Origin of the sequence: Pseudomonas hunanensis, from assembly GCF_013393325.1 — a bacterium.
Lineage (GTDB): Bacteria > Pseudomonadota > Gammaproteobacteria > Pseudomonadales > Pseudomonadaceae > Aquipseudomonas > Aquipseudomonas putida_P.
In genome coordinates, this window is sequence record NZ_QJRC01000084.1 from 235,439 (window position 1) to 260,757 (window position 25,319).

Here is a 25,319-nt window from a genome sequence, read left to right on the forward strand (position 1 = left end):
TCCTTCAGGGCTGTTTGTTGCGGGTTGGGTGGACGACGTGCAGAAAGTGTTCTGCAACGTCGAGCATACGGTTGGCAAAACCCCATTCGTTGTCGAACCAGGCCAGCAGGTTCACCAGGCGAGGGCCGGAAACACGAGTCTGGCTGGCATCGACGATCGCCGAATGCGGGTCATGGTTGAAATCACAGCTGGCGTGCGGCAGCTCGGTGTAGGCCAGCAGGCCTTTCAGCGGGCCTTCCAGCGCGGCCTCGCGCAGCACCCGGTTGACCTCGGCCGCGCTGGTGTCGCGGGCGGTCTGCAGGGTGATGTCCAGGCACGAGACGTTGACGGTCGGTACCCGTACCGCTTTGGCCTGGATTCGCCCGGCAAGTTCCGGGAGCAGGCGTTCGATGCCACGCGCCAGACCAGTGGACACCGGGATCACCGACTGGAAGGCCGAGCGCGTGCGGCGCAGGTCTTCGTGGTGGTAGGCGTCGATCACCGGCTGGTCGTTCATGGCCGAGTGGATGGTGGTGATCTGCACATATTCGATGCCGAACGCCTGGTCCAGCACCCGCAGCAGTGGCACGCCGCAGTTGGTGGTGCACGAGGCGTTGGACACCAGGCGCTCGCTGCCGGTCAGGCAGGCCTGGTTGATGCCATAGACCACCGTGGCGTCAACGTCGGCCTCGCTGGCCATCGGCTGCGAGAACAGCACCCGGGGCGCACCGGCATCGAGGAAGCGCTGGCCATCGACACGGGTGTTGTAGGCACCGGAGCACTCCAGCACCAGGTCGATGCCCAGCGCGGCCCAGTCGATGCCTTCGGGGGTGGCACTGCGCATCACCTTCACGCAGTCGCCATTGATATGCAGACAGTCGCCGTCGACCTTCACCTCGCCGGGGAAACGCCCGTGGGTGGAGTCGAAGCGGGTCAGGTATTCCAGGCTGGCCTGGTCGGCCAGGTCGTTCAGCGCGACGATCTCGAAACCGGCCTTTGCCCCCCGCTCGAACAGCGCGCGCAGGACACAGCGGCCGATACGGCCATAACCGTTGAGTGCAACTTTGTAGGGACGCAGGTGGGGCATTCGTTGGCTCGCTAACGCATGATGGCTTTTGGGGCCGCGTTGCGGCCCATCGCGACACAAGGCCGCTCCTACAGGTACCGCGGCAACATCGGGGTTGCGCGGTACCTGTAGGAGCGGCCTTGCGTCGCGATGGAGGGCGAAGCCCTCCCCTTGCACGACCTGGAGGGCGTCACTGCCCTCCATTGTTACATCAGTCTTCCAGCAGCTCTTCGGCAGTACCCAGGATGTTCTCCAGGGTGAAACCAAACTCTTCGAACAGTGCCGAAGCTGGCGCCGACTCACCGTAGGTGGTCATGCCAATGATACGACCTTCCAGGCCGACGTACTTGTACCAGAAGTCGGCGTGGGCGGCTTCGATGGCGATGCGCGCACCGACTTCCAGCGGCAGCACGGACTGCTTGTAGGCAGCGTCCTGGGCATCGAACACGCTGGTGCACGGCATGGAGACCACGCGCGCCTTGCGGCCTTGCTCGGTCAGCTTGTCGAAGGCCTGAACAGCCAGGCCCACTTCCGAACCGGTAGCGATCAGGATCAGCTCAGGCTCGCCAGCGCAGTCCTTGAGCACGTAGCCACCACGGCTGATGTCGGCGATCTGCTGGGCGTTGCGGTCCTGGTGCTGCAGGTTCTGACGCGAGAAGATCAGCGCCGAAGGGCCGTCCTTGCGCTCCAGGGCGTTTTTCCAGGACACGGCGGACTCCACCGCGTCGGCTGGGCGCCAGGTGTCCAGGTTCGGCGTGCTGCGCAGGCTGGTCAGCTGCTCGATCGGCTGGTGAGTCGGGCCGTCTTCGCCCAGGCCGATGGAGTCGTGGGTGTACACGTGGATCACGCGCTGCTTCATCAGCGCCGACATGCGCACGGCGTTGCGGGCGTATTCCATGAACATCAGGAAGGTCGCGCCGTAAGGCACCAGGCCACCGTGCAGGGCAACGCCGTTCATGATGGCGGTCATGCCGAACTCGCGCACGCCGTAGAACACGTAGTTGCCGCTGGCGTCATTGGCTTCGACACCCTTGCAACCTTTCCACAGGGTCAGGTTGGAGCCGGCCAGGTCAGCCGAGCCGCCGAGGAACTCGGGCAGCAGCGGGCCGAAAGCGTTCAGGGCGTTCTGGCTGGCTTTGCGGCTGGCGATGGTTTCGCCTTTGGCAGCCACTTCGTTGATGTAGGCCTGGGCCTTCTCGCTGAAGTCGGCCGGCAGCTTGCCGCTGTCACGGCGCTTGAACTCGGCAGCCAGCTCCGGGTAGGCCTTGGCGTAGGCGTCGAAGCGCTGGTTCCAGTCGGCTTCGGCCTTGGCACCGGCGGCCTTGGCATCCCACTCGGCATAAATGTCGGCTGGGATTTCGAACGGGCCGTGGTTCCAGTTCAGTTCCTTGCGGGCCAGGGCGATTTCGTCGTTGCCCAGCGGGGCACCGTGGCAGTCTTCCTTGCCCTGCTTGTTCGGCGAACCGAAACCGATGATGGTCTTGCAGCAGATCAGGGTCGGACGGTCGCTTTTGCGCGCCGTTTCGATGGCCATCTTGATTTCTTCGGCATCGTGGCCGTCGACGTTGCGGATCACCTGCCAGTTGTACGCCTCGAAGCGCGCCGGGGTGTTGTCGGTGAACCAGCCGTGCACTTCGCCGTCGATGGAAATGCCGTTGTCGTCATAGAAGGCAACCAGCTTGTTCAGGCCCAGGGTGCCGGCCAGCGAGGCGACTTCGTGGGAGATGCCTTCCATCATGCAACCGTCGCCCAGGAACACATAGGTGTTGTGGTCGACGATGTTGTGGCCTTCACGGTTGAACTGGGCGCCCAGTACTTTCTCGGCCAGGGCAAAGCCCACGGCGTTGGCCAGGCCTTGGCCCAGCGGGCCGGTGGTGGTTTCGACACCCGGGGTGTAGCCGAATTCCGGGTGGCCCGGAGTACGGCTGTGCAGCTGGCGGAACGACTTGAGGTCATCGATGGTGACGTCGTAGCCGGTCAGGTGCAGCAGCGAGTAGATCAGCATCGAGCCATGGCCGTTGGACAGCACGAAGCGGTCACGGTCGGCGAAGTTCGGGTTGCTCGGGTTGTGCTTCAGATAGTCGCGCCAAAGTACTTCGGCGATATCCGCCATGCCCATAGGGGCACCTGGGTGGCCGCTGTTGGCCTTTTGCACGGCATCCATGCTGAGGGCACGAATGGCGTTGGCACGTTCACGACGGCTGGGCATCGCTGATCTCCTGGGGGGCTTGAATAGGTGGTGTCACGAAAAAAGGCGGCCATTTTCGCCCACTGGGGGGGCTTGGGGCAATGACGTATGGTCGCAGTCGGGGGATTTTCCTGTGATTGGCATTCAATTCGGGGCAAAACCGGGTTAGCCGCCCCGCTCATCACTCAATATCAAAACTTTTTGATATTGGCCTTGCTAGGGCATCGATGCCTGTCTAGACTGCCGCCCCATGAACCTGCGCGCGCAATCGACACCCGAGCAACGCGAAGCATTGGCCGCCCTGTGCAAAGCCAGTGGCGATGCGTTGCGCCTGAACGTATTGCGCGCCCTGGCCAACGATTCGTTCGGCGTGCTGGAACTGGCGCAGATTTTCGACATCGGCCAGTCGGGCATGAGTCACCATCTGAAGGTGCTGGCCCAGGCCGAGCTGGTGGCAACCCGGCGCGAAGGCAACGCCATCTTCTACCGCCGCGCCCTGCCTGACGGCCTGCGTCTGGGCGGTCGGCTGCATGTGGCGCTGCTCGAAGAAGTCGACGACCTGGCCCTGCCGCCCGATGTGCAGGCACGCATCGCCCAAGTGCAGCAACGCCGCGCGGCCACCAGCCAGGACTTCTTCCTGCGCGTGGAAGAGAAGTTCCGCGCCCAGCAAGACCTGATCGCCGGCCTGCCGCAGTACCGCGAAAGCCTGCTGGCGCTGCTCGACAAGCTGCATTTCGATCCGGCTGCCAGCGCGCTTGAGGTCGGCCCCGGTGACGGTGGCTTCCTGCCTGACCTGGCACGGCGCTTCGCCCAGGTCACCGCCCTGGACAACAGCCCGACCATGCTCGAACTGGCGCGCCAGGTGTGCCAGCGCGAAGGGCTCGAAAACGTGAACCTGCAGTTGGCCGATGCACTGGGTGCAACGGATGTGGCCGCCGACTGCGTTGTGCTGAACATGGTGCTGCACCATTTCAGCGACCCGGCCCTGGCCTTGCGCCAGCTGGCCAAACGGGTGAAGGCAGGCGGCAGCCTGCTGGTAACCGAACTGTGCAGCCATGACCAGGGGTGGGCGCGCGAAGCCTGCGGCGACCTGTGGCTTGGCTTTGAGCAGGACGACCTGGCGCGCTGGGCCAACGCTGCCGGGCTGGCCCATGGGGACAGCCTGTACGTGGGCTTGCGTAACGGTTTCCAGATCCAGGTCCGCCATTTCCAGCGGACGGCTGACGACATACACCATCGGTAAATTTCAGGAACCTTCGAGATGAGCGAATACTCCCTTTTCACCTCCGAGTCCGTGTCCGAAGGGCATCCGGACAAGATCGCCGACCAGATTTCGGACGCTGTCCTCGATGCCATCATCGCCCAGGACAAGTACGCCCGCGTAGCCTGCGAAACGCTGGTCAAGACCGGTGTCGCCATCATCGCCGGCGAAGTCACCACTTCGGCCTGGGTCGACCTGGAAGACCTGGTGCGCAAAGTCATCATCGACATCGGCTACAACAGCTCCGACGTCGGTTTCGACGGTGCCACCTGCGCCGTGATGAACATCATCGGCAAGCAGTCGGTAGACATCGCCCAGGGCGTGGACCGCTCCAAGCCAGAAGACCAGGGCGCCGGTGACCAGGGCCTGATGTTCGGCTACGCCAGCAACGAAACCGAAGTGCTGATGCCGGCGCCGATCTGCTTCTCGCACCGTCTGGTCGAGCGCCAGGCCGAAGCGCGCAAGTCCGGCCTGCTGCCATGGCTGCGTCCGGATGCCAAGTCGCAGGTCACCTGCCGCTACGAAAATGGCAAGGTAGTCGGCATCGACGCCGTGGTGCTGTCGACCCAGCACAACCCGGAAGTGTCGCAGAAAGACCTGCAAGAAGCCGTGATGGAGCTGATCGTCAAGCACACCCTGCCGGCCGAACTGCTGCACAAAGGCACCCAGTACCACATCAACCCGACCGGCAACTTCATCATCGGTGGCCCGGTGGGTGACTGCGGCCTGACCGGCCGCAAGATCATCGTCGACTCCTACGGCGGCATGGCCCGCCACGGGGGTGGCGCGTTCTCCGGCAAGGACCCGTCCAAGGTCGACCGCTCCGCCGCCTACGCCGGCCGCTACGTGGCCAAGAACATCGTTGCCGCCGGCCTGGCCGAGCGCTGCGAGATCCAGGTGTCGTACGCCATTGGCGTGGCCCAGCCGACCTCCATCTCGATCAACACCTTCGGCACCGGCAAGGTTTCCGACGACAAGATCATCCAGCTGGTGCGCGAGTGCTTCGACCTGCGTCCATACGCCATCACCACCATGCTCGACCTGCTGCACCCGATGTATCAGGAAACCGCTGCCTACGGTCACTTCGGCCGTACCCCGCAGCAGAAGACTGTCGGCGACGACACCTTCACCACCTTCACCTGGGAGCGCACCGACCGCGCCCAGTCGCTGCGTGACGCTGCCGGCCTGTAAGTTTCCTACAGCACCAGGCGAAAGCCCCTGCCGAGCAATCGGCAGGGGCTTTTTTGTGACATATCGGCTGACAATGGTGCTTCAGCAAGCGCCAGAGAACCTGCCTAGTCTGGGGGTTCCTACCTGCCATGCAAGGATGCTGGCCATGCCGTACCTGCTGTTGTTCGCCATGCTGTTTGCGCTAAATACCCCACTGGCCTGGGCCGCCTCATGCCCCGACTGGACCCCGCAAAAGGCCGAGGCTGAAGCCGCGCAACTACAGGCCACCCTTACCGGCTGGGACGAGCACTACCATCGCCAGGGTATCGCGCTGGTGGCTGATGAGCTTTACGACCAGAGCCGCCAGCGCCTGGTGCACCTGCAGCAGTGCTTTGGCCTCGCGCCCAGCCCGTCACCCTTGACCAGCGCTCGCGGTCCACTCCCTCACCCCGTGCCGCATACCGGTGTCGACAAGCTGGCGGACCGCCAGGCCGTGGCACGCTGGATGGCCGGGAAAACCGGGGTATGGGTACAGCCCAAGTTCGACGGTGTCGCAGCTTCCCTCATTTATCGACAAGGCCAATTGGTACAGCTGATCAGCCGGGGGGACGGGCTGCAGGGGCATGACTGGAGCAGGCACATTCCCCAGCTCGGTGCAGTCACCCGGCAGTTGCCTCAGGCGATTGACCTGCACTTGCAGGGTGAGCTGTACCTGCGCCTGAACGAACACGTACAGGCCAAGGCAGGCAGTGCCAACGCTCGCGGTACCGTGGCCGGGCTGCTCGCACGCAAACAACTGACTCGCGAGCAAGGGAACACGATCGGCCTGTTCGTGTGGGGCTGGCCGCATGGCCCCGAGCGACAGGCCGATCGCCTCGCGCAGCTGGCACAACTGGGCTTCCCGGATAGCCAGCATTACAGTATCGCCGTCGACACGCTGGAGGATGCAGCGCGCTGGCGTGAGCACTGGTACCGTTCACCCCTGCCCTTTGCCAGCGACGGCGTGATCCTGCGCCTGGGCAGCCGGCCGCCTGCCGAGCGCTGGCAGGCCAAGGCGCCGTACTGGATCGCCGCCTGGAAATACCCCTATGTACAAGCGTTGGCCGAAGTACGCGACGTGCGCTTTCGGGTTGGCCGCACTGGCAGGATCACGCCCATTGCGCATGTGCAGCCGGTAACCCTCGATGACCGGCGCATCACCCAGGTCAGCCTCGGCTCGCTGGCGCGTTGGCAAGCCCTGGATATTCGCCCCGGTGACCAGGTCGCTATCAGCCTCGCCGGGCTGACCATCCCTCGCCTTGAGCACGTCGTGCACCGCGCGGTCGAACGCCAACCACTGGGCGCGCCTGCACCCGGTCGGCATCATGCCCTCAGTTGCTGGCAGCCCAGCGAAGGCTGCGAGGAACAATTCATCGCCCGGCTCACCTGGCTCAGCGGCAAACAGGGCTTGGCCCTCCCACGTACCGGGCCCGGCACATGGCGTCGGCTGGTCGATGCGGGCCTGGTAACTTCGATGACCGATTGGCTGCAGCTCGATGCCGAACGCCTGCAGCAGGTGCCCGGCATCAGCAGCCTTACAGCGGCCCAACTGCTGGGCAGTTTCGACCAAGCCCGCTCACGCCCCTTCGATCAGTGGCTGCGCGGCCTTGGCGCGCCCATTGGCAAGCATTTGCAACTGACAGGCGGCTGGCAAGAAATGGCTTCGCGCAGCGCGGGTCAATGGCAAACAGTGCCCGACATCGGCGTAAAACGCTCGCGTCAGCTTGTGGGTTTCTTCGCGGCCGCGGAGGTGCAAGCCATTGCCACACGGTTGGCGGAATCCGGCATTGAAGGGTTTTCGCCCCCCCCTGAGCGCATCGAGCAATGATTTTTACCAAAAAGCCTGCAGGAAAACCCGGGATTCAACCGGAAAACCTCACCAAGGGTTTCTAAATGGGCAAAACCAAGGCAGGATTTCCAGCAACTTTTGCTGCCCCGCCCCGTTCAGGAGGCTTTTCATGAAACGCATTTCGACTCTTTTCCTGCTCGCATCGCTGGGTTTGGCTGCAGGCGCCGTGCAAGCGGCCCAGCCGGACCCTGGCCTGACCGGTTGCGCCGCCAAACGCAGCGCCATCGAGAACCAGCTGAAAATTGCCCGTGACCACGGTAACAGCGACCAAGTCGCGGGGCTGGAAGAAGCGCTGCGCGGCGTAGACAACTGCACGGATGCCAGCCTGCGCAAAGAGCGTGAGCAAAAGGTGCTCGATGCACGTCACGAAGTGGCGCAGCGGGAAAAGGACCTGAAGAAAGCCGAGAAGAAAGGCGACGCGGAGAAGATCAACAAGCGCAAGGACAAGCTGGCCGAATCGCGTAAAGAGCTGCAGGAAGCGGTCGACGACCTCGACCGCTGAGGCATCCGACGGATAAGCGCGGCCGCCCTACAGGAATTCAAGACAGTTCCACAGAGGGCAGCGCAGGCCATCAATGATTACGAAACTCGGTATGGCACGCCTTGCAAGCCGCTTCGACCTTGTCCATCGGCACTTTCAACTGCGCAGCATCCAGCGGCTGGCTGCGGGTTACCTCGACCAGTTCGCCGGTAACACCCTCCAGCTGCCGGGCCAGGTCATGAAAGCGCGCCTGACGCTCCCATACTTCGGCACGGGCGGCGCTGTCACCCCCATCGCGTACCTGTGGAAAGTGCTGCCAGGGCTGGTGCGCAAGGCCGTCCAGCTTCAACGCACCGTCGGCAAATTTCACCCCGTCGAACGGCAACCGGCCACGCAACATGCCGCCCAGGTCTTCGCTGGTCTTGAGCATGTCCTTGAAAATTACCTTGCGCTTGCCCAGCGGCGAGTTGGGGTCGACCCTATCGCACCCACTCAGGGCACCGCCCAGGGCCAGTGCGGCCAGAACAACAACGGTCAATCGCTTCAACATCACACTCACTTCGGCCTACGCAAATGGGCGGCCAGTATCGCTGCCCAAGGGCCAAAGACCAATAGCCACATAAAAAACAGGGGCGAATCTTCATGTTCGCCCATGACAGGAATGCACACATGAAATCTGCCCTGCGCCATCTGGCCTGGACACTGCCAGTGCTGGCTTTGCTGGCCGGTTGCAACGGCGGCGAAAACGCCAAGCCCGAGCCCCACGCCATCGCCACCTACGCCCCGGCCAACTGGAAAGACCTGCCCGCGGTCAGCGATGAAGACTTGCTGGCCGGTTTCTACGCCTGGCGCAGCGGCTGCGAAAAGCTCAAGCGTGACGCGGTGTGGGCCGCCACCTGCGAAGCCGCCGGCAACGCCACAGCCAGCGCCGCCCAGGTGCGTACCTTCCTTGAGCAGAACTTGCAGGTTTACGGCCTGCGCTCCGCCGAGAACAATGCCAACGGTCTGATTACCGGTTACTACGAGCCGGTCTACCCCGGCAGCCTGAGCCAATCGGCGAGCAACCATGTGGCGGTCTACGGCATCCCGGATGACATGATCGTGGTGGACCTGGCCAGCGTGTACCCCGAGCTCAAGGGTAAACGCCTGCGCGGTCGGCTCGATGGCCGGGTGCTCAAACCGTACGACACAGCCGAAGTGATCAACCGCAATGGCGTCAAGGCGCCTGTGCTGGCCTGGCTGACTGATCCAATGGACCTGCAGTTCCTGCAGATCCAGGGCTCCGGCCGGGTTCAACTGGAAGACGGCCGCCAACTGCGCCTGGGCTACGCCGACCAGAACGGCCACCCTTACCGGCCGATCGGCCGCTGGCTGGTGGAACAGGGCCAGCTGAAGAAAGAGGAAGTAAGCATGGGTGCCATTCATGCCTGGGCCCAGGCCAACCCGCAGCGCGTACCGGAACTGCTGGCCAGCAACCCCAGCTACGTGTTCTTCAGCACCCGGCCGGACAGCAATGAAGGCCCGCGCGGTTCGCTGAACGTGCCGCTCACCGCCGGCTACAGCGTGGCCATCGATCGCAAGGTGATTCCGCTGGGGAGCCTGTTATGGCTGTCTACCACACGCCCGGACGGTTCACCCGTGGTACGACCGGTAGGCGCACAGGACACCGGCGGGGCGATTACGGGTGAAGTGCGTGCAGACCTGTTCTGGGGCACCGGGCCGGAAGCCGGCGAGTTGGCCGGGAACATGAAGCAGCAAGGGCAGATCTGGATGTTGTGGCCCAAGGGCCAACCACTGCCAGAAGTACCTAAAGTACTTTGATCGGCGTTGGTTTCTTCGCGGGCGTTGCCCGCGAAGCAGGCAACGCGGCTTCAGATGGAAACCACGAAGAACGATACGATAATTGCCAATCCGGCAAACCACACCAGCGAGCGCAAGGCCGCCCAGTCGGCCAGGTAGCAGATGATGTATAGCAGGCGGCTGGTGATATACATCACCCCCAACACATCCTGGGTCACCTGCTCGGCATTGCCGACGATATCCGCCACCAGCACCGCCGCTGCAAATGCCGGAAACGCCTCATAGCCGTTCTGCTGCGCAGCATGGGCGCGCCGTGGCAGGCCCGACAAGGTATCGAGGAAGGCACGCGGATCGTGATTGTCCTTTAGTCCGAACCGGCCACTGCTCACCTTGGCGATCAAGGCACAAAGCGGGTTCAACAGCAGCGCGATCAGGATGCACCACAGGGCAACGGTCATGCTCAAGACTCCTTGTTCGAAAATGGGTTAGAGCTTCATCACCAGCGTGCCTGCCAGGACCAGCCCGCAAGCTAGGAGTCTCGGCCCGCCAAAAGGTTCTTTGAGGTAGCGCATACCCAGCAGCACCACCAGAATCACGCTCAGTTCCCGTAACGCTGCCGCCTCGGCCACCGACCCCAGGTGCATGGCCCACAACACCAGGGCATAACTGAACAATACGCAAAACCCAACCGCCAAACCCAAACGCCATTGCGTTCGCCAAAACAGGACGAACGGTGCTCGCCGCGCCACGCTGGCCAGCAACGGGAACTGCCAGGCGCTGAGCAGGGTCAGCCACACCAGGTAATCCCACGGTTTGCCCCATAGGCGCACGGCTTGGCCGTCGAACCAGGTGTAGCAGCCGATGCACAGGCCAATCAAGGCGACTACCGGCAGCATCGACCAGGGCAGCCGGTCACCGCCGCCGCCCTGCCACAACAGGCACGCCATGCCGCAGGGGATCAGCAGGATACCGATGATCTGCTGCTGGCTCAGCGATTCCCCGGCAAAGGCCAGGGTCAGCCCCAGCACCACCAGCGGCGACAGCCCGCGCATCAGAGGATAGACCAGCCCCAGGTCACCCACGCGGTAGGCCTGGATCAGCAAATAGCGGTACAGCTGCTCGGCCAACGCGGAGGCGATCAGCCAGGGCCAGATTTCGGCAGGTGGCACATCGACGAAAGGCACGGCCAGCAACGCGAACGCAAGCGCCACCGTGTCCATGCTGGCGATGACCAGCAAGCGCTCACCGCTGAATTTGATCAGGGTATTCCAGGTCGCATGCAGCAGGGCGGCGACCAGCACCAGGGATGTTGCCAACACGCCTTCTTATCCTTGTGCGGTGTTCAAGGGTTGAATATATGGCATTCCAGAGGGCCACTGCATGGGAACGATTACAGAGATTCCGGTCAAACCCTGTGTCCCGAACCCCGCGCCAGGTCATCAAAGAGCTGCCCGAGCCATTCGGGTTACGACTTGGAAGCCACTGTTACAGGATTCGGGATGCTTGAATTAGTTGCCGCGTTTATCTGCCTCACCACCCTCCTTACCTACGTCAATTACCGCTTCATCGGCCTGCCACCCGCCATCGGCGTGATGGTCACGGCACTGCTGTTCTCCCTGATGCTGCAGGGCCTTAGCCTGATCGGCTTCCCTGGCCTGGAAGAACGTGTCGAAGGCTTGATGAACCAAATCGATTTCAACGACCTGCTGATGCACTGGATGTTGGCCTTCCTGCTGTTTGCCGGTGCATTGCACGTCAACCTCAGCGACCTGCGCAGCTACCGCTGGCCCATTGGCCTGCTGGCCACCTTGGGCGTGCTGATCGCTACCGTAGTCATTGGCTACCTGTCGCACTGGGTATTCGCCCTGTTCGGCTGGCAGGTACCGCTGATCTACTGCCTGCTGTTCGGTGCGCTGATCTCGCCCACCGACCCGATTGCCGTACTGGGCGCGCTGCGTACCGCCAATGCGTCCAAACCGCTGAAAACCACCATCGTTGGCGAATCGCTGTTCAACGACGGCACGGCGGTCGTGGTGTTCACCGTGTTGCTGGGCATCATCCAGCTGGGTGAAACGCCAAGCATGACCGACACGGCGATCCTGTTCGCCCGCGAGGCCATTGGCGGCGTGGTATTCGGCGGCCTGATCGGCTATGCCACGTACCGCATGATCAAGAGCATCGAGCAGTACCAGGTGGAGGTCATGCTGACCCTGGCACTGGTTATCGGTGGCTCGGCGATGTGCTACGAGCTGCACGTGTCGGCACCGATCGCCATGGTGGTGGCCGGCCTGATCATCGGTAACCTGGGGCGAAACCTGGCGATGAATGACATGACGCGCCGCTACATGGACGGTTTCTGGGAGCTGATCGATGACATGCTCAATGCCTTGCTGTTCGCCTTGATCGGCCTGGAGCTGTTGCTGCTGCCGTTCAACTGGATGCACCTGGCGGCCGGCGGCGTGCTGGCGCTGGCGGTGCTGCTGTCGCGGTTGCTGACCGTGGCCCCGGCGATCGTGCTGCTGCGCCGCTGGCGCCCTGTGCCCAAGGGCACGGTACGGGTGCTGACTTGGGGCGGCCTGCGCGGCGGGGTGTCGGTGGCCCTGGCACTGTCGCTGCCGTTGGGCGAGGAGCGTGACCTGCTGCTGTCGATCACCTACATCGTGGTGTTGTCGTCGATTCTGGTGCAGGGTTTGAGCATCGGGCGGGTGGTGCGCAAGGTCAGCGCCCAGCCGTGAGGTTTTTGGGGCCGCTTTGCGGCCCCAGAAAATCACTCTACTGCCGAATCCGGGAACTGGTCCTGCACGTACTTGATCTCGGTGCGCCCATGGGCTGCCGGCAAGCCGTCTTCACCCAGGTTTACGAACACCATCTTGTCGACGGTCAGGATACTCTTGCGGGTGATCTTGTTGCGCACTTCGCACTTGAGGGTGATCGAGGTGCGACCGAACTCGGTGGCGGTAATGCCCAGCTCGATGATGTCGCCCTGGCGCGACGCACTGACGAAGTTGATTTCCGACATGTACTTGGTCACCACGCGCTGGTTGCCCAGCTGGACGATGGCGTAGATCGCCGCCTCTTCGTCGATCCAGCGCAACAGGCTGCCACCGAACAGGGTGCCATTGGGGTTGAGGTCTTCGGGTTTAACCCATTTGCGGGTGTGAAAGTTCATCTGTACTCCTGACCTGCTTGGCTAACGTGTAGCAATGATGGCAGAGCGGCCGCCATCGCTCCATTGAACATCGACTATCGTCGCGATTAATCGACAGAAAACCTTGGGTGAAGGTGCCGCTCGCGGCTATAATCTGCGCCGCTTTACATGGCTGCCCACAGCGGGGCCATGCCCGCCACCTGTCCGAGGGGCGCTGCAGCAGGCTAGGCCTGTCAGGCTCGGATGGGGCGTTGCTCGCTCTCGCGGGCGCTTAACGCACAACGGCGCCCATTCGCACACTACGAATGGAGGCTCTCATGAGCGCTGCAAACATGCCTGCTGGTTTTACCGATTACAAAGTCGCTGACATCTCCCTGGCCGCCTGGGGCCGTCGCGAAACCATCATTGCCGAATCGGAAATGCCAGCCCTGATGGGCCTGCGTCGCAAGTACCTGACCGAGCAACCGCTCAAGGGTGCGAAGATCCTGGGCTGCATCCACATGACCATCCAGACCGCCGTACTGATCGAAACCCTGGTTGCCCTGGGTGCCGAAGTGCGCTGGTCGTCCTGCAACATCTTCTCGACTCAAGACCAGGCCGCCGCATCGATCGCAGCCGCCGGCATCCCGGTATTCGCCTGGAAAGGTGAAACCGAAGAAGAGTACGAGTGGTGCCTGGAGCAAACCATCCTGAAAGATGGCCAGCCATGGGACGCCAACATGATCCTCGACGACGGCGGCGACCTGACCGAACTGCTGCACAAGAAGTACCCACAGGTGCTGGACCGTGTTCACGGCGTGACCGAAGAAACCACCACCGGCGTGCACCGCCTGCTGGACATGCTGGCCAAGGGCGAGCTGAAAGTCCCGGCGATCAACGTCAACGACTCGGTCACCAAAAGCAAGAACGACAACAAATACGGCTGCCGTCACAGCCTGAACGACGCCATCAAGCGTGGTACCGACCACCTGCTGTCGGGCAAGCAAGCCCTGGTGATCGGCTACGGTGACGTGGGCAAGGGTTCGGCCCAGTCCCTGCGTCAGGAAGGCATGATCGTCAAGGTCACCGAAGTTGACCCAATCTGCGCCATGCAGGCCTGCATGGACGGCTTCGAGCTGGTCTCGCCGTTCATCGACGGTATCAACGACGGCACCGAAGCCAGCATCGACAAGGCCCTGCTGGGCAAGATCGACCTGATCGTGACCACCACCGGTAACGTCAACGTCTGCGACGCCAACATGCTCAAGGCCCTGAAGAAGCGTGCCGTGGTCTGCAACATCGGCCACTTCGACAACGAGATCGACACCGCCTTCATGCGCAAGAACTGGGCTTGGGAAGAGGTCAAGCCGCAGGTGCACAAGATCCACCGCACCGGCGCTGGCAGCTTCGACCCGCAGAACGACGACTACCTGATCCTGCTGGCCGAAGGCCGCCTGGTCAACCTGGGCAACGCCACTGGCCACCCAAGCCGCATCATGGACGGTTCGTTCGCCAACCAGGTACTGGCACAGATCTTCCTGTTCGAGCAGAAGTACGCCGACCTGTCGGCCGAGAAGAAAGCCGAGCGCCTGACCGTTGAAGTGCTGCCGAAGAAGCTCGACGAAGAAGTGGCCCTGGAAATGGTCCGCGGCTTCGGCGGCGTGGTCACCAAACTGACCAAGCAGCAAGCCGACTACATCGGCGTGACCGTCGAAGGCCCGTTCAAGCCACACGCCTACCGCTACTAAGCGGCAAGCTTGAAGCATCGAGCTTCAAGGTTCATGAACGATGCCCAAGCCAGATCGGCCATCACCGATCTGGCTTTTACTTGCAGCTTGCCGCTAGCAGCTGGCTGCTTGAGGAACGAGTGATGTCACAAGAACGCCGCTACAGTTTCGAGTTCTTTCCGACCAAGACCGATGCCGGTCACGAAAAGCTGATGGGCGTCGCCCGCCAGCTGGCCACTTACAACCCGGACTTCTTTTCCTGCACCTACGGTGCCGGTGGCTCGACCCGCGACCGCACGCTGAACACCGTGCTACAGCTGGAAAACGAAGTGAAGGTGCCTGCCGCGCCGCACCTGTCATGCGTGGGTGACTCCAAGGACGACCTGCGCGCCCTGCTGGCCGAATACAAGGCTGCCGGCATCAAGCGCATTGTCGCCCTGCGTGGCGACCTGCCGTCGGGTATGGGCATGGCCAGTGGCGAATTGCGCTACGCCAGTGACCTGGTCGAGTTCATCCGCCAGGAAACCGCCGATCACTTCCACCTGGAAGTGGCCGCCTACCCAGAAATGCACCCACAGGCGCGCAACTTCGAAACCGACTTGGCCAACTTCGTGCACAAGGTCAAGGCCGGTGCCGACAGCGCCATCACCCAGTACTTCTTCAACGCCGACAGCTACTTCTACTTCGTCGAGCGCGCGCAGAAGCTGGGCGTGGACATCCCGGTAGTACCGGGCATCATGCCGATTACCAACTACAGCAAGCTGGCCCGCTTCTCCGATGCCTGCGGCGCCGAGATCCCACGTTGGATCCGCAAGCAGCTGGAAGCCTATGCCGACGACACCGCCAGCATCCAGGCCTTCGGCGAAGAAGTGATTACCCGCATGTGCGAACAGCTGCTGCAAGGCGGCGCACCGGGCCTGCACTTCTATACCCTGAACCAAGCCGAACCGAGCCTGGCGATCTGGAACAACCTGAAGCTGCCACGCTGAAATCTTTTGGCAAAGTCTGCTTAAGAAATGATTAAGGCTTTGGTCATAGACTAAAGCCTTATTCATTTTCGGGTTAAACAGGTCTTGCCTGCCATGCAGCACCCCCAGCCTTCGCGCCCACAGCTTGTCTACCTGGCTTTCGGCCCTGCCACCTATCATCAGGAAGCCTGCTTCAGCATCATCAGCGCCCTCGCCCAACTGGGCAGCGCAGCCAGCGACGCCATAGGCATCCAGGTTTACACCGACAATCCGCAGCCCTACGCCAGCCTGCCCGTCACCGTGCACCTGCTGGACGAGGCCACCCGCCAGGCATGGAACGCCCCGCACGGTTATCACTTTCGCAGCAAGCATGTACTGCTGCGCCAGGTACTGCAGCAACACCCGCTGGCAGTGTTGATCGACACCGACACGTTCTTCCGCACTTCGCCACTGCAACTGTTCGCGCGCGTGGCGCCCGGCCGCCTACTGTGCAACGCCATCGGCCCGCGCTATGGCGCCGACCAGAAGTGCCTGCTGTACAAAAACCTGCTGGCCATTCTCGGCTCACGGGGCCTGGCCGATTGCCAGATGCCACTGATCAACTCCGGGTTGATCGGCCTTACTGCCGAAGACAGCAACACCCTGGACCGCTCCATCGCCATGATGGACGAGTTCTACCCCTTGGCGCGCGAAGCCTACACCCTCGAGGAGTTCTGCTTGGCAGTGGCGGCTTATCGCAAGCTGGAACTGGCCGAGTGCACCGACGTCATCCATCACTACTGGAGCCGCAAGGCGCAGTTCCGCGCCAAGATTCAGGCCTGGCTGCGCAAGCACGGCCACGACCCACTGAGCCCGGCAGCGTTGGCCGACGTTAGTTTGGTCAACGACCAGTTGCCGCGGCCACCCACCCTGCACCGCCTGGGTTACAAGGCACTGAGCCTGACGTTGCCCAGCCAAGAGCGCCAATTCGCCCGCGAATTACTGTATGGCTGCTACCCCTACCCCAACGAATTCGACCGTGCCTGCGCGCCGGCCTGGTGGGACAAGGCCCTGGAAAACCTCAATGCCCGCCATGGCCACATGGAACCCGAGCGACTGCGACAATGCCTGCGCCACCCAGGGTTGCGGTTGTCGCTGGGTGAGCGGCGCAAGGATGTCGAGGCGCATCTGCTGCAAACATCGCAAGGCTGAGACATTCGAGGGGCACTGGCCTTGGGCCGGCCGACCGCGTAATCTCCGGCCATGCCACACATCGCCCGCCTGTTCTGGATCCTGCTGCTCGCCTGCCTGAGCCCGTTGGCTCTGGGCGAGCGCCTGCGCCTGGTGACCGACGACTGGGCACCCTATGTGTATCAGCACAACGGCCAACCGCGCGGTATCGACTACGAAGTCACCAGCCAGGTCTTCAAGCGCCTCGGCGTAGAAGTGGAGTGGCAGTTCCTGCCGTGGAAACGCTGCCTGGCCATGGTCGAACAAGGCTTGGCCGATGGCATCCTCGACATCTTCCAGACCGAATCGCGTCAGCCCTACCTGGTGTACGCCCCCGAGCCTATGTCGGACGTCGAATTCGTCCTGTTCCAGGCGCGTGCACGTCGCCATGGCGTAGCCCACCTGGAGGACCTCGCCGGCCTCACCGTCGGCACATCGCCCGGCTACGCCTATGGTGCAGCGTTCAACGACGCCCCCTATTTCGCACGCGAACCCGCGCCTACTCTCGAGGCCAATTTCGGCAAATTGATGCTGGGCCGCATCGACCTGGCGATCACCGACCGTAGGGTTGGGCATTACCTGCTCCATCAGCTGGGCCTGCAACAGCAAGTCGAGGAATTACCGTTGGTGATCAGCCGCCAGACCCAGTATCTGGGGTTGGTGCGCAAGCCCGGGCGGGAAGCACTGGCCCTGGCCTTTGCCGAAGAACTGCAGCGGTTCAAGCAAGAACCGGCCTATGCAGCGATCAGCAACCGCTACACAGGCGACATTGGAAACATTCTCAACGCCGTTGAGCAGCAGGAAAGCAGCACAGCGCGATAGCTCTGTTATACTCGGGCCTTCCCGCCCGGCTCACGCCCGGACGCTCGGCCTCGCAACAGGCATCCCGATCGGCACAGACGCCCCTCGCGTCCAGCCCCCGTTTCCCGGATGTGCAGTGAAAGCCCAGCTGGACCGGACGCGATCGCATCCCACCGATGCCCGTCGCGCCAGGCAGAACATCCCAACGGGCCCAGCCCACACGAGAACAGGATCGCCCATGTCCTTTGCTTCCCTCGGTCTCTCCGAGGCTCTTGTCCGCGCTATCGAGGCTGCGGGCTACACCCAGCCGACCCCCGTGCAACAGCGGGCCATTCCCGCCGTGTTGCAAGGCCGCGACCTGATGGTTGCCGCACAGACAGGTACGGGTAAAACCGGCGGCTTCGCCCTGCCGATCCTCGAGCGCCTGTTCCCGGCCGGCCACCCCGACAAGTCGCAGCGTCACGGCCCGCGCCAGCCCCGCGTGCTGGTTCTGACCCCGACCCGCGAACTGGCAGCCCAGGTGCATGACAGCTTCAAGGTCTATGCCCGTGACCTGCCACTGGTCAGCGCCTGCATCTTCGGCGGCGTTGGCATGAACCCGCAGATCCAGGCCATTGCCAAAGGCGTTGACGTGCTGGTCGCCTGCCCAGGCCGCCTGCTCGACCTGGCCGGCCAAGGCAAGGTCGACCTGGCCCACGTGGAAATCCTGGTGCTCGACGAAGCCGACCGCATGCTCGACATGGGCTTCATTCACGACGTCAAGAAGGTCCTCGCCCGCCTGCCGGCCAAGCGCCAGAACCTGCTGTTCTCGGCCACCTTCTCCAAGGACATCACCGACCTCGCCGACAAGCTTCTGCACAACCCGGAGCGTATCGAGGTCACGCCGCCGAACACCACCGTCGAGCGTATCGAGCAGCGCGTCTATCGCCTGCCCGCCAGCCACAAGCGTGCACTGCTGGCACACCTGATCACCCAGGGCGCCTGGGAACAGGTACTGGTGTTCACCCGGACCAAGCACGGCGCCAACCGCTTGGCCGAGTATCTGGAAAAGCACGGCCTGACCGCCGCTGCAATCCACGGCAACAAAAGCCAGAACGCCCGCACCAAAGCCCTGGCCGATTTCAAGGCCAACAGTGTGCGCGTGCTGGTCGCCACCGACATCGCCGCCCGTGGCCTGGACATCGACCAACTGCCGCACGTGGTCAACTTCGAGCTACCGAATGTCGAGGAAGATTACGTTCACCGCATCGGCCGTACCGGCCGTGCCGGTCGCTCGGGCGAAGCCATTTCCATGGTCGCGCCAGATGAAGAGAAGCTGCTCAAGAGCATCGAGCGGGTGACCAAGCAACGCATCCAGGATGGCGACCTGATGGGCTTCGACGCCAGCCAGGTAGAAGCCGAAAAGCCTGAAGTGCGCGAGCGCCCGCAGAACAGCGGCCGCGGTGGCCGCAACCAGCAGGGCCGCGGCGAAGGCGGTAAAGACGCCAACGGCGGCCGCAAGGACAAGGGCAAGGACAAAGGCAAGGCCAAGCAGCAAGCTGCAGAAAAGCCGGCCGACAAGGAAAACAGCGGCGACAAGCAACAGCAGCCGCGCAAGCCGCGTGACAAGAAGCCACGCCAACAGCAGCAGGCCAGCAGCAACAGCGTGCCGAAAGTACCGGCCGACCGCGACCCGGAAGAATTCCTGGACGACGATGTCGACAACTTCGGTAACCGTGCCGACTACGTCAGCCCGTACCAAGGCAAGAACCAAGGCCGCAATCGCCGCCCGGGTGGCGGTGCAGGCCAGGGCCAGAATAGCGGTCAACGCAGCAACGCTGGGGGCCAGGGCCAAGCTCGCACTGGCGGCCAGCAGCGTAGTGGCGGCAGCGGTGGTGGCGGCGAAAAGCGCCCTGCCCGCGCCAACAACGGTGGCGGTGCCCGTCGTGACGGCGGTGGCGGTGGCCGTGGTCGCCCAGCCCGTGATGACGCAGCCCGGCAAGAGCCTGCCGTGCGCAACCCACGCCAGCCAGAAAAACAACCGGTGATCATCCGCAAGGAATCCAAGCTCGACCGTTACCCAACGCCTGAGCAGTTGGATGACGTGCCGACCCGACCACGCGGTGAGCGCCCGGCCTTGTTGACCCGAAAAGGCTGAACCCGGAGTAGCCCGATTTCAGGGCACTCCACGGGAAACGAAAACGCCGCCCAATGGGCGGCGTTTTTCATTGCCAAGGCAATGCTTACTTCTGCTTCACACCTTCGACACTGATATCCAGGTCCAGCGTCTGCGAAGTAGCGCCTGGGCCTTTGATGCCGAAGTCATTCAGGTTCAGGGTGGTGGTGGCGTTGAAACCAGCGCGCTCACCGCCCCATGGGTCCTTGCCTTCACCGTTGAAGGTTGCCTTGAAGGTGACCGGCTTGGTTACGCCGTGCATGGTCAGGTCGCCCGTAACGTCAGCAGTCTTTTCGCCAGTCGACTTGACGGCAGTAGAGACGAACTTGGCTTCAGGATACTTCTTCACATCGAGGAAGTCGGCGCTGGCGATGTGCTTGTCACGCTCGGCGTGGTTCGACCACAGGCTGGCGGTCTTCAGGTCGACGCTGATCTTGCTGGCTTCAGGCTTGGCGCTGTCCCAGGTGAAGTTGCCGTCGAAGTCCTTGAAGGTACCGTGGATGAAGCTGTAGCCCAGGTGGCTGATTTTCCAGTCAACGAACGCGTGCTGGCCTTCCTTGTCGATCTTGTACTCGGCAGCCATGGCCTGGCCAGCGGAGAGCAGAGCGGTACCGAGCGCCAGAGCGGCAAAAGTCTTTTTCAACATCCTGTTCCTTCCTATGCAATTGAGGTTGAGAGTCAAGCTTTGCGGCCCAGCATACGGGTCAGGGTCGCGTCACGGTCGATGAAATGGTGCTTGAGCGCTGCCAGGGCATGCAGCACGGCAAAAATCACCAGGCCCCATGCCAGCCACAGATGAATCACCCCCGCCACATCTGCCTGGTCGGGCAGGTCGCTGACCAGTGCCGGCACTTCGAACAGGCCGAACACCGGAATGCCGACGCCGTCGGCGGTGGAAATCAGGTAACCGGCCGCCATCACCGCAAACAGCCCAAGGTACAGGGCCAAATGGCCCAGCTTGGCCGCCAGGCGTGTGACCGCGCCATGGTTGGCGGGCGCCGGAGGTGGGGGGCTGATGAAACGCCAGATCACCCGCAGCAACATCACTGCCAGCAAAACCAGGCCGATACTCTTGTGCAGGTCCGGCCCGGCTTTGCGCCAGGGGCTGTAGTAGTCGAGACCGACCATCCACAGGCCCAGGCCGAACAGGCCGAAGACTGCCAGCGCCACGCCCCAATGCAGGACGATACTGACCACGCCGTAGCGAGAGGGTGAATTGCGCAGTTGCATGTTGGCGTGTTTCTCCGTGAAAGCTGTGCACAGACTAACGCGTAACGTATCGAATAAAAGCGGAAAAAATTGCTTCGGATTATCGAGAAATCCGATATGTATTCTGTAAGCTTCCCATTAAGGAAACATTAACGATAGCCGGGGAAATAGAGGTTGCCAGTACCGGCCTCGTGCTGCCAAGCGGTCGGTACTGGCGATCGATCAGCCAGCCTTGGCCTGGGTATTGGCCACAGCCTTCTTCGCAGGCTCGGACTTGGCTGTCGCTTTCTTGGCCTCAACAGGTTTGTGCGTCGGCGCATGCTTGGCCGGTGCCGCCTTGGTGGCCGCAGGCTTGGCAGCCGCTTCCTTCACTGCAGGTGCAGGCGCGACCGGGGCGGGCGCGGCTTGGGGAACAGGCGCTGGGGCTGGCGCCACTGCTTCAGCCTTGGCAATCGGTTCTGCCTTCACCTCGGGCGTGTCCGCCCCACCAAACAGACGCTTGAAGAAGCCAGGTTTGTCCTGCTTGGCCTCATCGATAGGCTTCGACTCAGCTTTGGCAGGCGCCGCGTCAGGCTTGTCAGCCTTGTCAGACGAACCACCAAACATGTTCGAGAAGAACCCACCCTTGCTCGCCTTGGCGGCCGCCGAACCCGCCGCCGCCGCTGCGACCGGTGCCGCCTTGGCAGGGTCAAACGACTTGCCGGCCAGCAGATCCTGGGCCTGGCTGGCCGCACGCTGGCCGCTGCGCAGGGCGCCTTCCAGGGTGCCTGGATACAGGGCGTCGGTGTGCTCGCCAGCAAAAGTGATGCGCTGCACCGGGCGCTCCCACAGGCGCCAGTACTTGCTGATCTGCCCTGGGCCATAGGCCAGATAGGCGCCGCCGGTACCGGCGTCGGTGCTGTAGCGCTTGACCTCATAACCGGTGAAGGCACCACGGGCCTGCGGGTAGAAGGCATGCAGGCGTATCAGCACCTGGTCGACCATCTGCTTGTCGCCAAACGCCTGCAGCAGGCGGGCGTTGTCGCCGGACAGGTTGATGACCACGTTGGCGCCGCCCTTGAGCGCCGGCTCGATCCACAGCATGCCAAGGCCGGCGTTACTGAAGATTTCGCCCGACATGCGCGCGCGGCTTTCCCATACCGGCTTCTTGAACTTGAGCATCAGCTGGTCGCGCCAGCCATAGTTGGTACCCTTGAGCGCGGCCAGGTGCTGGCTGTCCAGGCCTGGGGTCATCTGGATTTTGGCCAGGGCGCGCAGCGGTACGGCCATTACCAGGTAATCCGCCTGGTAGCCGACGCTGCCGACTTTTACCGTGACGCCGTCCTTGTCCTGGACAATGGCGGTGACCGGCGAGCTGGTCTTGATGGTTTTCAATTGCTTGACGAAGGCCTGGGCCAGCACCGGGCTGCCACCGGGCAGCCGCGCGGCGCGCAGGTCGCGGTCGCTGACGCCGCGGTACACGCGGTTCTGCTGGGCGAAGTACAGCAACGACAGGCGCGACGGTTCATCGTAGCGCGTACGGATCTGCTGGTTGACCAGCTGGCGGGCGGTGGTCGGCAGTTGCAGTTTGTCCAGCCAGGTGGAGACGTTGATCTGGTCGAGGGCGAACAACGTGCTGTTTGCTTGCGGGTTCAGCGGGTCGTCGATCGAACGGGCCAGGTCGTCGAGGGTTTTCTCGTAACGCTTGAGCGCCTCGGCGGTAGCCGGCTGCTTGGTGGCCAGGTCGGTGGCACTGAAGTACTCGCCGTCGATCAGGTAACCGGGGGTACGCACGAACTCCGGCGCTGGCAGTGTTTCAAGCTTGAAACGGTCCAGGTACTGGTTCAGCACCGGCTGCGCCTTGGCATTGCCGATCCACTCGCTGGTTGCCAGGCCAGAACGCCCGCCCATGCCCGCCTTGGCCTCCAGCAGCGTTACCTGCCAGCCTTTGTTCTGCAACTCGTAGGCGGCCGTCAGGCCTGCCAGGCCGCCACCCACGACAATTGCCGTAGGCGTCTTGTCCTTTGCCAGCGCGGCGCCGCTGGACACACCAATCAATACCAACGCGCACAGGCGCACCCAAGCAGCAGCCATGTTGGCGAACTCCGAGTCAGAGGTTACAGAAACGGGGAGAGGCAGGGATGCCCCAGGAAGATGCGTTAAGAATACGTCAGGTCCGACCACCCTGCCAGCGCAGTGACATCAAGTCCTTTTGGCAACTGACATTTTTGCCAGTAGCCATGTCACACGATGGCAGGTAAAGCTGGCGAAGTTGGCCAGCAGCCCCGCCAGGAGGGCATACGCATGATCTTCGAGGAGCACTTCCAACACGTCGAACGGCAGTATCTGTGGCACAAGCAGACGCTTCATATGGCATCCGGGCTGAGTATCCGCTCCAACAGCACCTCCTGGACCGGCTTTCATGAAGCGTTCAAGGGTGAAGACGGCACCGAACTGGTGATTGGTGAACACAGCGACGTGGAAATCACCTTCGCCCAGGAAGTCGAATGCTTGCGGCTGGAATACTATGTGGTCAGCGATTTTCTCTGCGACGACCTGCACATGTTGTTCGATGCCGAGAACCAAGGCCATGACCTGGCTGCACCGACGCTGCTCAACTTCTACTGGCTTACCTTGGAAGGCAACGGCTTGCGCGACCTGCGCCCCGGCCCCATCGCCACGCACCCCTACTACCAGCTGATCGAAGGGCCATTCCGGCGCCTGACCATTTCCACCTCGCAGGCTGGCACCGTGCACATCCGTCGCCTCGAATGGACCGGCACCCACCGCCATTGAACGGCAGCGGTTGTCCTGCCCTGCGGCATTGCTTAGGCTTACGCGGTCGAACCACGCCGTAAAGCCAGGAGAAGTGCCGATGGGCCTCAATGATCAGTGGATGCAACGCGACCTCAAGGTCCTGTGGCACCCCTGCACCCAGATGAAAGACCACGAGCAGCTGCCGCTGATCCCGATCAAACGCGGCGAAGGTGTGTGGCTGGAGGACTTCGAAGGCAAGCGCTACCTGGACGCGGTGAGCAGTTGGTGGGTCAATGTGTTCGGCCACGCCAACCCGCGCATCAACCAGCGCATCAAGGACCAGGTGGATCAGCTGGAACACGTGATCCTGGCCGGTTTCAGCCACCAGCCGGTCATCGAGTTGTCCGAGCGCCTGGTGGCCATGACCCCGGCCGGCCTCGACCGGGTGTTTTACGCCGACAATGGCTCGTCGTGCATCGAAGTGGCGCTGAAGATGAGCTTCCACTACTGGCAGAACGTCGGCAAACCGGACAAGAAGCGCTTCGTCACCCTGACCAACAGCTATCACGGCGAAACCATTGCCGCCATGTCGGTAGGCGATGTGCCGCTGTTTACCGAAACCTACAAGGCGCTGCTGCTCGACACCCTCAAGGTGCCCAGCCCCGATTGCTACCTGCGCCCCGAGGGCATGAGCTGGGAAGAGCACTCGCGCAACATGTTCCAGGCCATGGAACAGACCCTGGCCGAGCACCACGCCTCGATCAGCGCCGTGATCGTCGAGCCGCTGATCCAAGGTGCAGGCGGCATGCGCATGTACCACCCGGTTTACCTCAAGCTGCTGCGCGAGGCCTGCGACCGCTACGACGTGCACCTGATCCACGACGAGATCGCCGTGGGCTTCGGCCGTACCGGCACGATGTTCGCCTGCGAGCAGGCCGGCATCCGCCCAGACTTCCTGTGCCTGTCCAAGGCCCTGACCGGCGGTTACCTGCCGCTGGCCGCCTGCCTGACCACCGACAAGGTGTACCAGGCCTTCTACGATGACTACCCGACCTTGCGTGCGTTCCTGCATTCGCACAGCTACACCGGCAACCCGCTGGCGTGCGCAGCGGCGCTGGCGACCCTGGACATCTTCGAGCAGGACAACGTGATCGAGGCCAACAAGGCTCTTGCCACGCGTATGGCCACAGCCACTGCGCACCTGGCCGACCATGCTCACGTTGCCGAAATTCGTCAGACCGGCATGGCCCTGGCCATCGAGATGGTGAAAGACAAGACTGGCAAGGTTGCCTACCCCTGGCAAGAGCGGCGTGGCCTGAAGGTATTCGAACACGCCCTGACCCGCGGCGCCCTGCTGCGGCCGCTGGGCAGTGTGGTGTACTTCCTGCCACCCTATGTGATCACCCCGGAGCAGATCGACTTCCTTGCCGAGGTGGCCAGTGAAGGCATCGACATAGCCACCCGCGATAGCGTCAGCGTTGCCGTGCCGGCCAACTTCCACCCCGACTTCCGCGATCCGGGCTAAGCCCGAAAGCCCGCGCCGACCCCCTGTAG

General features: G+C 62.8%; 22 protein-coding genes and 1 riboswitch. Of the genes, 13 read left to right on the forward strand and 9 right to left on the reverse strand.

The annotated features are described in order from the left end of the window. Positions 1 to 4: 4 nt before the first annotated feature. Positions 5 to 1,066 carry an erythrose-4-phosphate dehydrogenase gene (gene epd / locus DM807_RS12185; protein ID WP_069942948.1) on the reverse strand — a complete coding sequence of 354 codons (1,062 nt, stop codon included), beginning with the start codon at positions 1,064 to 1,066 and terminating at the stop codon, positions 5 to 7. Positions 1,067 to 1,256: 190 nt separating this feature from the next. Next, complete coding sequence (tkt, locus tag DM807_RS12190) at positions 1,257 to 3,254, reverse strand: transketolase (protein WP_179027414.1); 1,998 nt, start codon at positions 3,252 to 3,254, stop codon at positions 1,257 to 1,259. 229 nt (positions 3,255 to 3,483) lie between these two features. Here tkt and DM807_RS12195 point away from each other — a divergent pair, with 229 nt between their 5' ends. From DM807_RS12195 to DM807_RS12210, 4 genes are all read left to right on the forward strand, one after another. Next, positions 3,484 to 4,476 (forward strand): ArsR/SmtB family transcription factor, encoded by a 993-nt coding sequence (locus tag DM807_RS12195; RefSeq protein WP_012274526.1) that lies wholly within the window; start codon positions 3,484 to 3,486, stop codon positions 4,474 to 4,476. Positions 4,477 to 4,494: 18 nt separating this feature from the next. Then, entirely contained in the window at positions 4,495 to 5,685 is a 1,191-nt protein-coding gene (gene metK / locus DM807_RS12200) for a methionine adenosyltransferase (protein ID WP_003249375.1), read from the forward strand. A gap of 145 nt (positions 5,686 to 5,830) precedes the next feature. Next, positions 5,831 to 7,531: an NAD-dependent DNA ligase LigB gene (gene ligB / locus DM807_RS12205; protein ID WP_012274527.1), complete on the forward strand. Its 1,701-nt coding sequence runs from the start codon at positions 5,831 to 5,833 to the stop codon at positions 7,529 to 7,531. Between the two features lie 130 nt (positions 7,532 to 7,661). Then, positions 7,662 to 8,054, forward strand: coding sequence for a DUF1090 domain-containing protein (locus DM807_RS12210; protein ID WP_012274528.1), 393 nt, complete (start codon positions 7,662 to 7,664; stop codon positions 8,052 to 8,054). A gap of 70 nt (positions 8,055 to 8,124) precedes the next feature. Here DM807_RS12210 and DM807_RS12215 read toward each other — a convergent pair whose 3' ends face one another. Beyond that, positions 8,125 to 8,583, reverse strand: a complete 459-nt coding sequence (locus DM807_RS12215; protein WP_060494506.1) for a c-type cytochrome — start codon at positions 8,581 to 8,583, stop codon at positions 8,125 to 8,127. Between the two features lie 119 nt (positions 8,584 to 8,702). Between DM807_RS12215 and mltA the strand changes: the two genes are divergently transcribed. After that, positions 8,703 to 9,854, forward strand: coding sequence for a murein transglycosylase A (mltA, locus tag DM807_RS12220; RefSeq protein WP_179027415.1), 1,152 nt, complete (start codon positions 8,703 to 8,705; stop codon positions 9,852 to 9,854). 50 nt (positions 9,855 to 9,904) lie between these two features. Here mltA and DM807_RS12225 read toward each other — a convergent pair whose 3' ends face one another. Next, positions 9,905 to 10,291 (reverse strand): MAPEG family protein, encoded by a 387-nt coding sequence (locus tag DM807_RS12225; protein WP_012274531.1) that lies wholly within the window; start codon positions 10,289 to 10,291, stop codon positions 9,905 to 9,907. 27 nt (positions 10,292 to 10,318) lie between these two features. Beyond that, positions 10,319 to 11,152 carry an EamA family transporter gene (locus DM807_RS12230; RefSeq protein ID WP_012274532.1) on the reverse strand — a complete coding sequence of 278 codons (834 nt, stop codon included), beginning with the start codon at positions 11,150 to 11,152 and terminating at the stop codon, positions 10,319 to 10,321. Between the two features lie 180 nt (positions 11,153 to 11,332). Between DM807_RS12230 and DM807_RS12235 the strand changes: the two genes are divergently transcribed. Further along, positions 11,333 to 12,568: a cation:proton antiporter gene (locus DM807_RS12235; protein ID WP_060515461.1), complete on the forward strand. Its 1,236-nt coding sequence runs from the start codon at positions 11,333 to 11,335 to the stop codon at positions 12,566 to 12,568. A 32-nt stretch (positions 12,569 to 12,600) separates the two neighbouring features. Here the strand turns inward: DM807_RS12235 and DM807_RS12240 are convergent, their stop codons facing one another. After that, on the reverse strand, positions 12,601 to 13,002 hold the full coding sequence (locus DM807_RS12240; protein ID WP_012274534.1) for an acyl-CoA thioesterase: 402 nt from the start codon (positions 13,000 to 13,002) through the stop codon (positions 12,601 to 12,603). Between the two features lie 179 nt (positions 13,003 to 13,181). Next, positions 13,182 to 13,278: riboswitch (S-adenosyl-L-homocysteine riboswitch) on the forward strand. A 20-nt stretch (positions 13,279 to 13,298) separates the two neighbouring features. Between DM807_RS12240 and ahcY the strand changes: the two genes are divergently transcribed. The 5 genes from ahcY to rhlE2 all read left to right on the forward strand — a co-directional run bounded on the left by ahcY (position 13,299) and on the right by rhlE2 (position 19,802). Continuing rightward, on the forward strand, positions 13,299 to 14,708 hold the full coding sequence (ahcY, locus tag DM807_RS12245; RefSeq protein ID WP_012274535.1) for an adenosylhomocysteinase: 1,410 nt from the start codon (positions 13,299 to 13,301) through the stop codon (positions 14,706 to 14,708). A 122-nt stretch (positions 14,709 to 14,830) separates the two neighbouring features. Then, entirely contained in the window at positions 14,831 to 15,676 is an 846-nt protein-coding gene (gene metF, locus DM807_RS12250; protein WP_012274536.1) for a methylenetetrahydrofolate reductase [NAD(P)H], read from the forward strand. 93 nt (positions 15,677 to 15,769) lie between these two features. Beyond that, entirely contained in the window at positions 15,770 to 16,846 is a 1,077-nt protein-coding gene (locus tag DM807_RS12255; RefSeq protein WP_060515460.1) for a hypothetical protein, read from the forward strand. A 51-nt stretch (positions 16,847 to 16,897) separates the two neighbouring features. After that, positions 16,898 to 17,686, forward strand: coding sequence for a substrate-binding periplasmic protein (locus DM807_RS12260; protein ID WP_012274538.1), 789 nt, complete (start codon positions 16,898 to 16,900; stop codon positions 17,684 to 17,686). Between the two features lie 217 nt (positions 17,687 to 17,903). Further along, the gene (gene rhlE2, locus DM807_RS12265) at positions 17,904 to 19,802 is read left to right on the forward strand and encodes an RNA helicase RhlE2 (RefSeq protein ID WP_060494502.1); all 1,899 of its coding nucleotides are present in this window, start codon (positions 17,904 to 17,906) and stop codon (positions 19,800 to 19,802) included. Between the two features lie 85 nt (positions 19,803 to 19,887). Here rhlE2 and DM807_RS12270 read toward each other — a convergent pair whose 3' ends face one another. The 3 genes from DM807_RS12270 to DM807_RS12280 all read right to left on the reverse strand — a co-directional run bounded on the left by DM807_RS12270 (position 19,888) and on the right by DM807_RS12280 (position 23,102). Then, positions 19,888 to 20,466: a YceI family protein gene (locus DM807_RS12270; protein ID WP_012274540.1), complete on the reverse strand. Its 579-nt coding sequence runs from the start codon at positions 20,464 to 20,466 to the stop codon at positions 19,888 to 19,890. 32 nt (positions 20,467 to 20,498) lie between these two features. Then, positions 20,499 to 21,050 carry a cytochrome b gene (locus tag DM807_RS12275; RefSeq protein ID WP_012274541.1) on the reverse strand — a complete coding sequence of 184 codons (552 nt, stop codon included), beginning with the start codon at positions 21,048 to 21,050 and terminating at the stop codon, positions 20,499 to 20,501. Positions 21,051 to 21,251: 201 nt separating this feature from the next. Beyond that, entirely contained in the window at positions 21,252 to 23,102 is a 1,851-nt protein-coding gene (locus tag DM807_RS12280; protein WP_179027416.1) for a flavin monoamine oxidase family protein, read from the reverse strand. Between the two features lie 210 nt (positions 23,103 to 23,312). On the opposite strand from DM807_RS12280, the gene DM807_RS12285 reads away from it, so the two are divergent. After that, on the forward strand, positions 23,313 to 23,804 hold the full coding sequence (locus tag DM807_RS12285) for a hypothetical protein (protein WP_012274543.1): 492 nt from the start codon (positions 23,313 to 23,315) through the stop codon (positions 23,802 to 23,804). A gap of 79 nt (positions 23,805 to 23,883) precedes the next feature. Further along, positions 23,884 to 25,290: an adenosylmethionine--8-amino-7-oxononanoate transaminase gene (locus DM807_RS12290; RefSeq protein ID WP_012274544.1), complete on the forward strand. Its 1,407-nt coding sequence runs from the start codon at positions 23,884 to 23,886 to the stop codon at positions 25,288 to 25,290. Positions 25,291 to 25,319: the final 29 nt, after the last annotated feature.

Bases quoted from the DNA above. Each gene is read 5' to 3' on its own strand.
- epd (WP_069942948.1), bottom strand. From the start codon at position 1,066: ATGCCCCACCTGCGTCCCTACAAAGTTGCACTCAACGGTTATGGCCGT.
- tkt (WP_179027414.1), bottom strand. From the start codon at position 3,254: ATGCCCAGCCGTCGTGAACGTGCCAACGCCATTCGTGCCCTCAGCATG.
- DM807_RS12195 (WP_012274526.1), top strand. From the start codon at position 3,484: ATGAACCTGCGCGCGCAATCGACACCCGAGCAACGCGAAGCATTGGCC.
- metK (WP_003249375.1), top strand. From the start codon at position 4,495: ATGAGCGAATACTCCCTTTTCACCTCCGAGTCCGTGTCCGAAGGGCAT.
- ligB (WP_012274527.1), top strand. From the start codon at position 5,831: ATGCCGTACCTGCTGTTGTTCGCCATGCTGTTTGCGCTAAATACCCCA.
- DM807_RS12210 (WP_012274528.1), top strand. From the start codon at position 7,662: ATGAAACGCATTTCGACTCTTTTCCTGCTCGCATCGCTGGGTTTGGCT.
- DM807_RS12215 (WP_060494506.1), bottom strand. From the start codon at position 8,583: ATGTTGAAGCGATTGACCGTTGTTGTTCTGGCCGCACTGGCCCTGGGC.
- mltA (WP_179027415.1), top strand. From the start codon at position 8,703: ATGAAATCTGCCCTGCGCCATCTGGCCTGGACACTGCCAGTGCTGGCT.
- DM807_RS12225 (WP_012274531.1), bottom strand. From the start codon at position 10,291: ATGACCGTTGCCCTGTGGTGCATCCTGATCGCGCTGCTGTTGAACCCG.
- DM807_RS12235 (WP_060515461.1), top strand. From the start codon at position 11,333: ATGCTTGAATTAGTTGCCGCGTTTATCTGCCTCACCACCCTCCTTACC.
- DM807_RS12240 (WP_012274534.1), bottom strand. From the start codon at position 13,002: ATGAACTTTCACACCCGCAAATGGGTTAAACCCGAAGACCTCAACCCC.
- ahcY (WP_012274535.1), top strand. From the start codon at position 13,299: ATGAGCGCTGCAAACATGCCTGCTGGTTTTACCGATTACAAAGTCGCT.
- metF (WP_012274536.1), top strand. From the start codon at position 14,831: ATGTCACAAGAACGCCGCTACAGTTTCGAGTTCTTTCCGACCAAGACC.
- DM807_RS12255 (WP_060515460.1), top strand. From the start codon at position 15,770: ATGCAGCACCCCCAGCCTTCGCGCCCACAGCTTGTCTACCTGGCTTTC.
- DM807_RS12260 (WP_012274538.1), top strand. From the start codon at position 16,898: ATGCCACACATCGCCCGCCTGTTCTGGATCCTGCTGCTCGCCTGCCTG.
- rhlE2 (WP_060494502.1), top strand. From the start codon at position 17,904: ATGTCCTTTGCTTCCCTCGGTCTCTCCGAGGCTCTTGTCCGCGCTATC.
- DM807_RS12270 (WP_012274540.1), bottom strand. From the start codon at position 20,466: ATGTTGAAAAAGACTTTTGCCGCTCTGGCGCTCGGTACCGCTCTGCTC.
- DM807_RS12275 (WP_012274541.1), bottom strand. From the start codon at position 21,050: ATGCAACTGCGCAATTCACCCTCTCGCTACGGCGTGGTCAGTATCGTC.
- DM807_RS12280 (WP_179027416.1), bottom strand. From the start codon at position 23,102: ATGGCTGCTGCTTGGGTGCGCCTGTGCGCGTTGGTATTGATTGGTGTG.
- DM807_RS12285 (WP_012274543.1), top strand. From the start codon at position 23,313: ATGATCTTCGAGGAGCACTTCCAACACGTCGAACGGCAGTATCTGTGG.
- DM807_RS12290 (WP_012274544.1), top strand. From the start codon at position 23,884: ATGGGCCTCAATGATCAGTGGATGCAACGCGACCTCAAGGTCCTGTGG.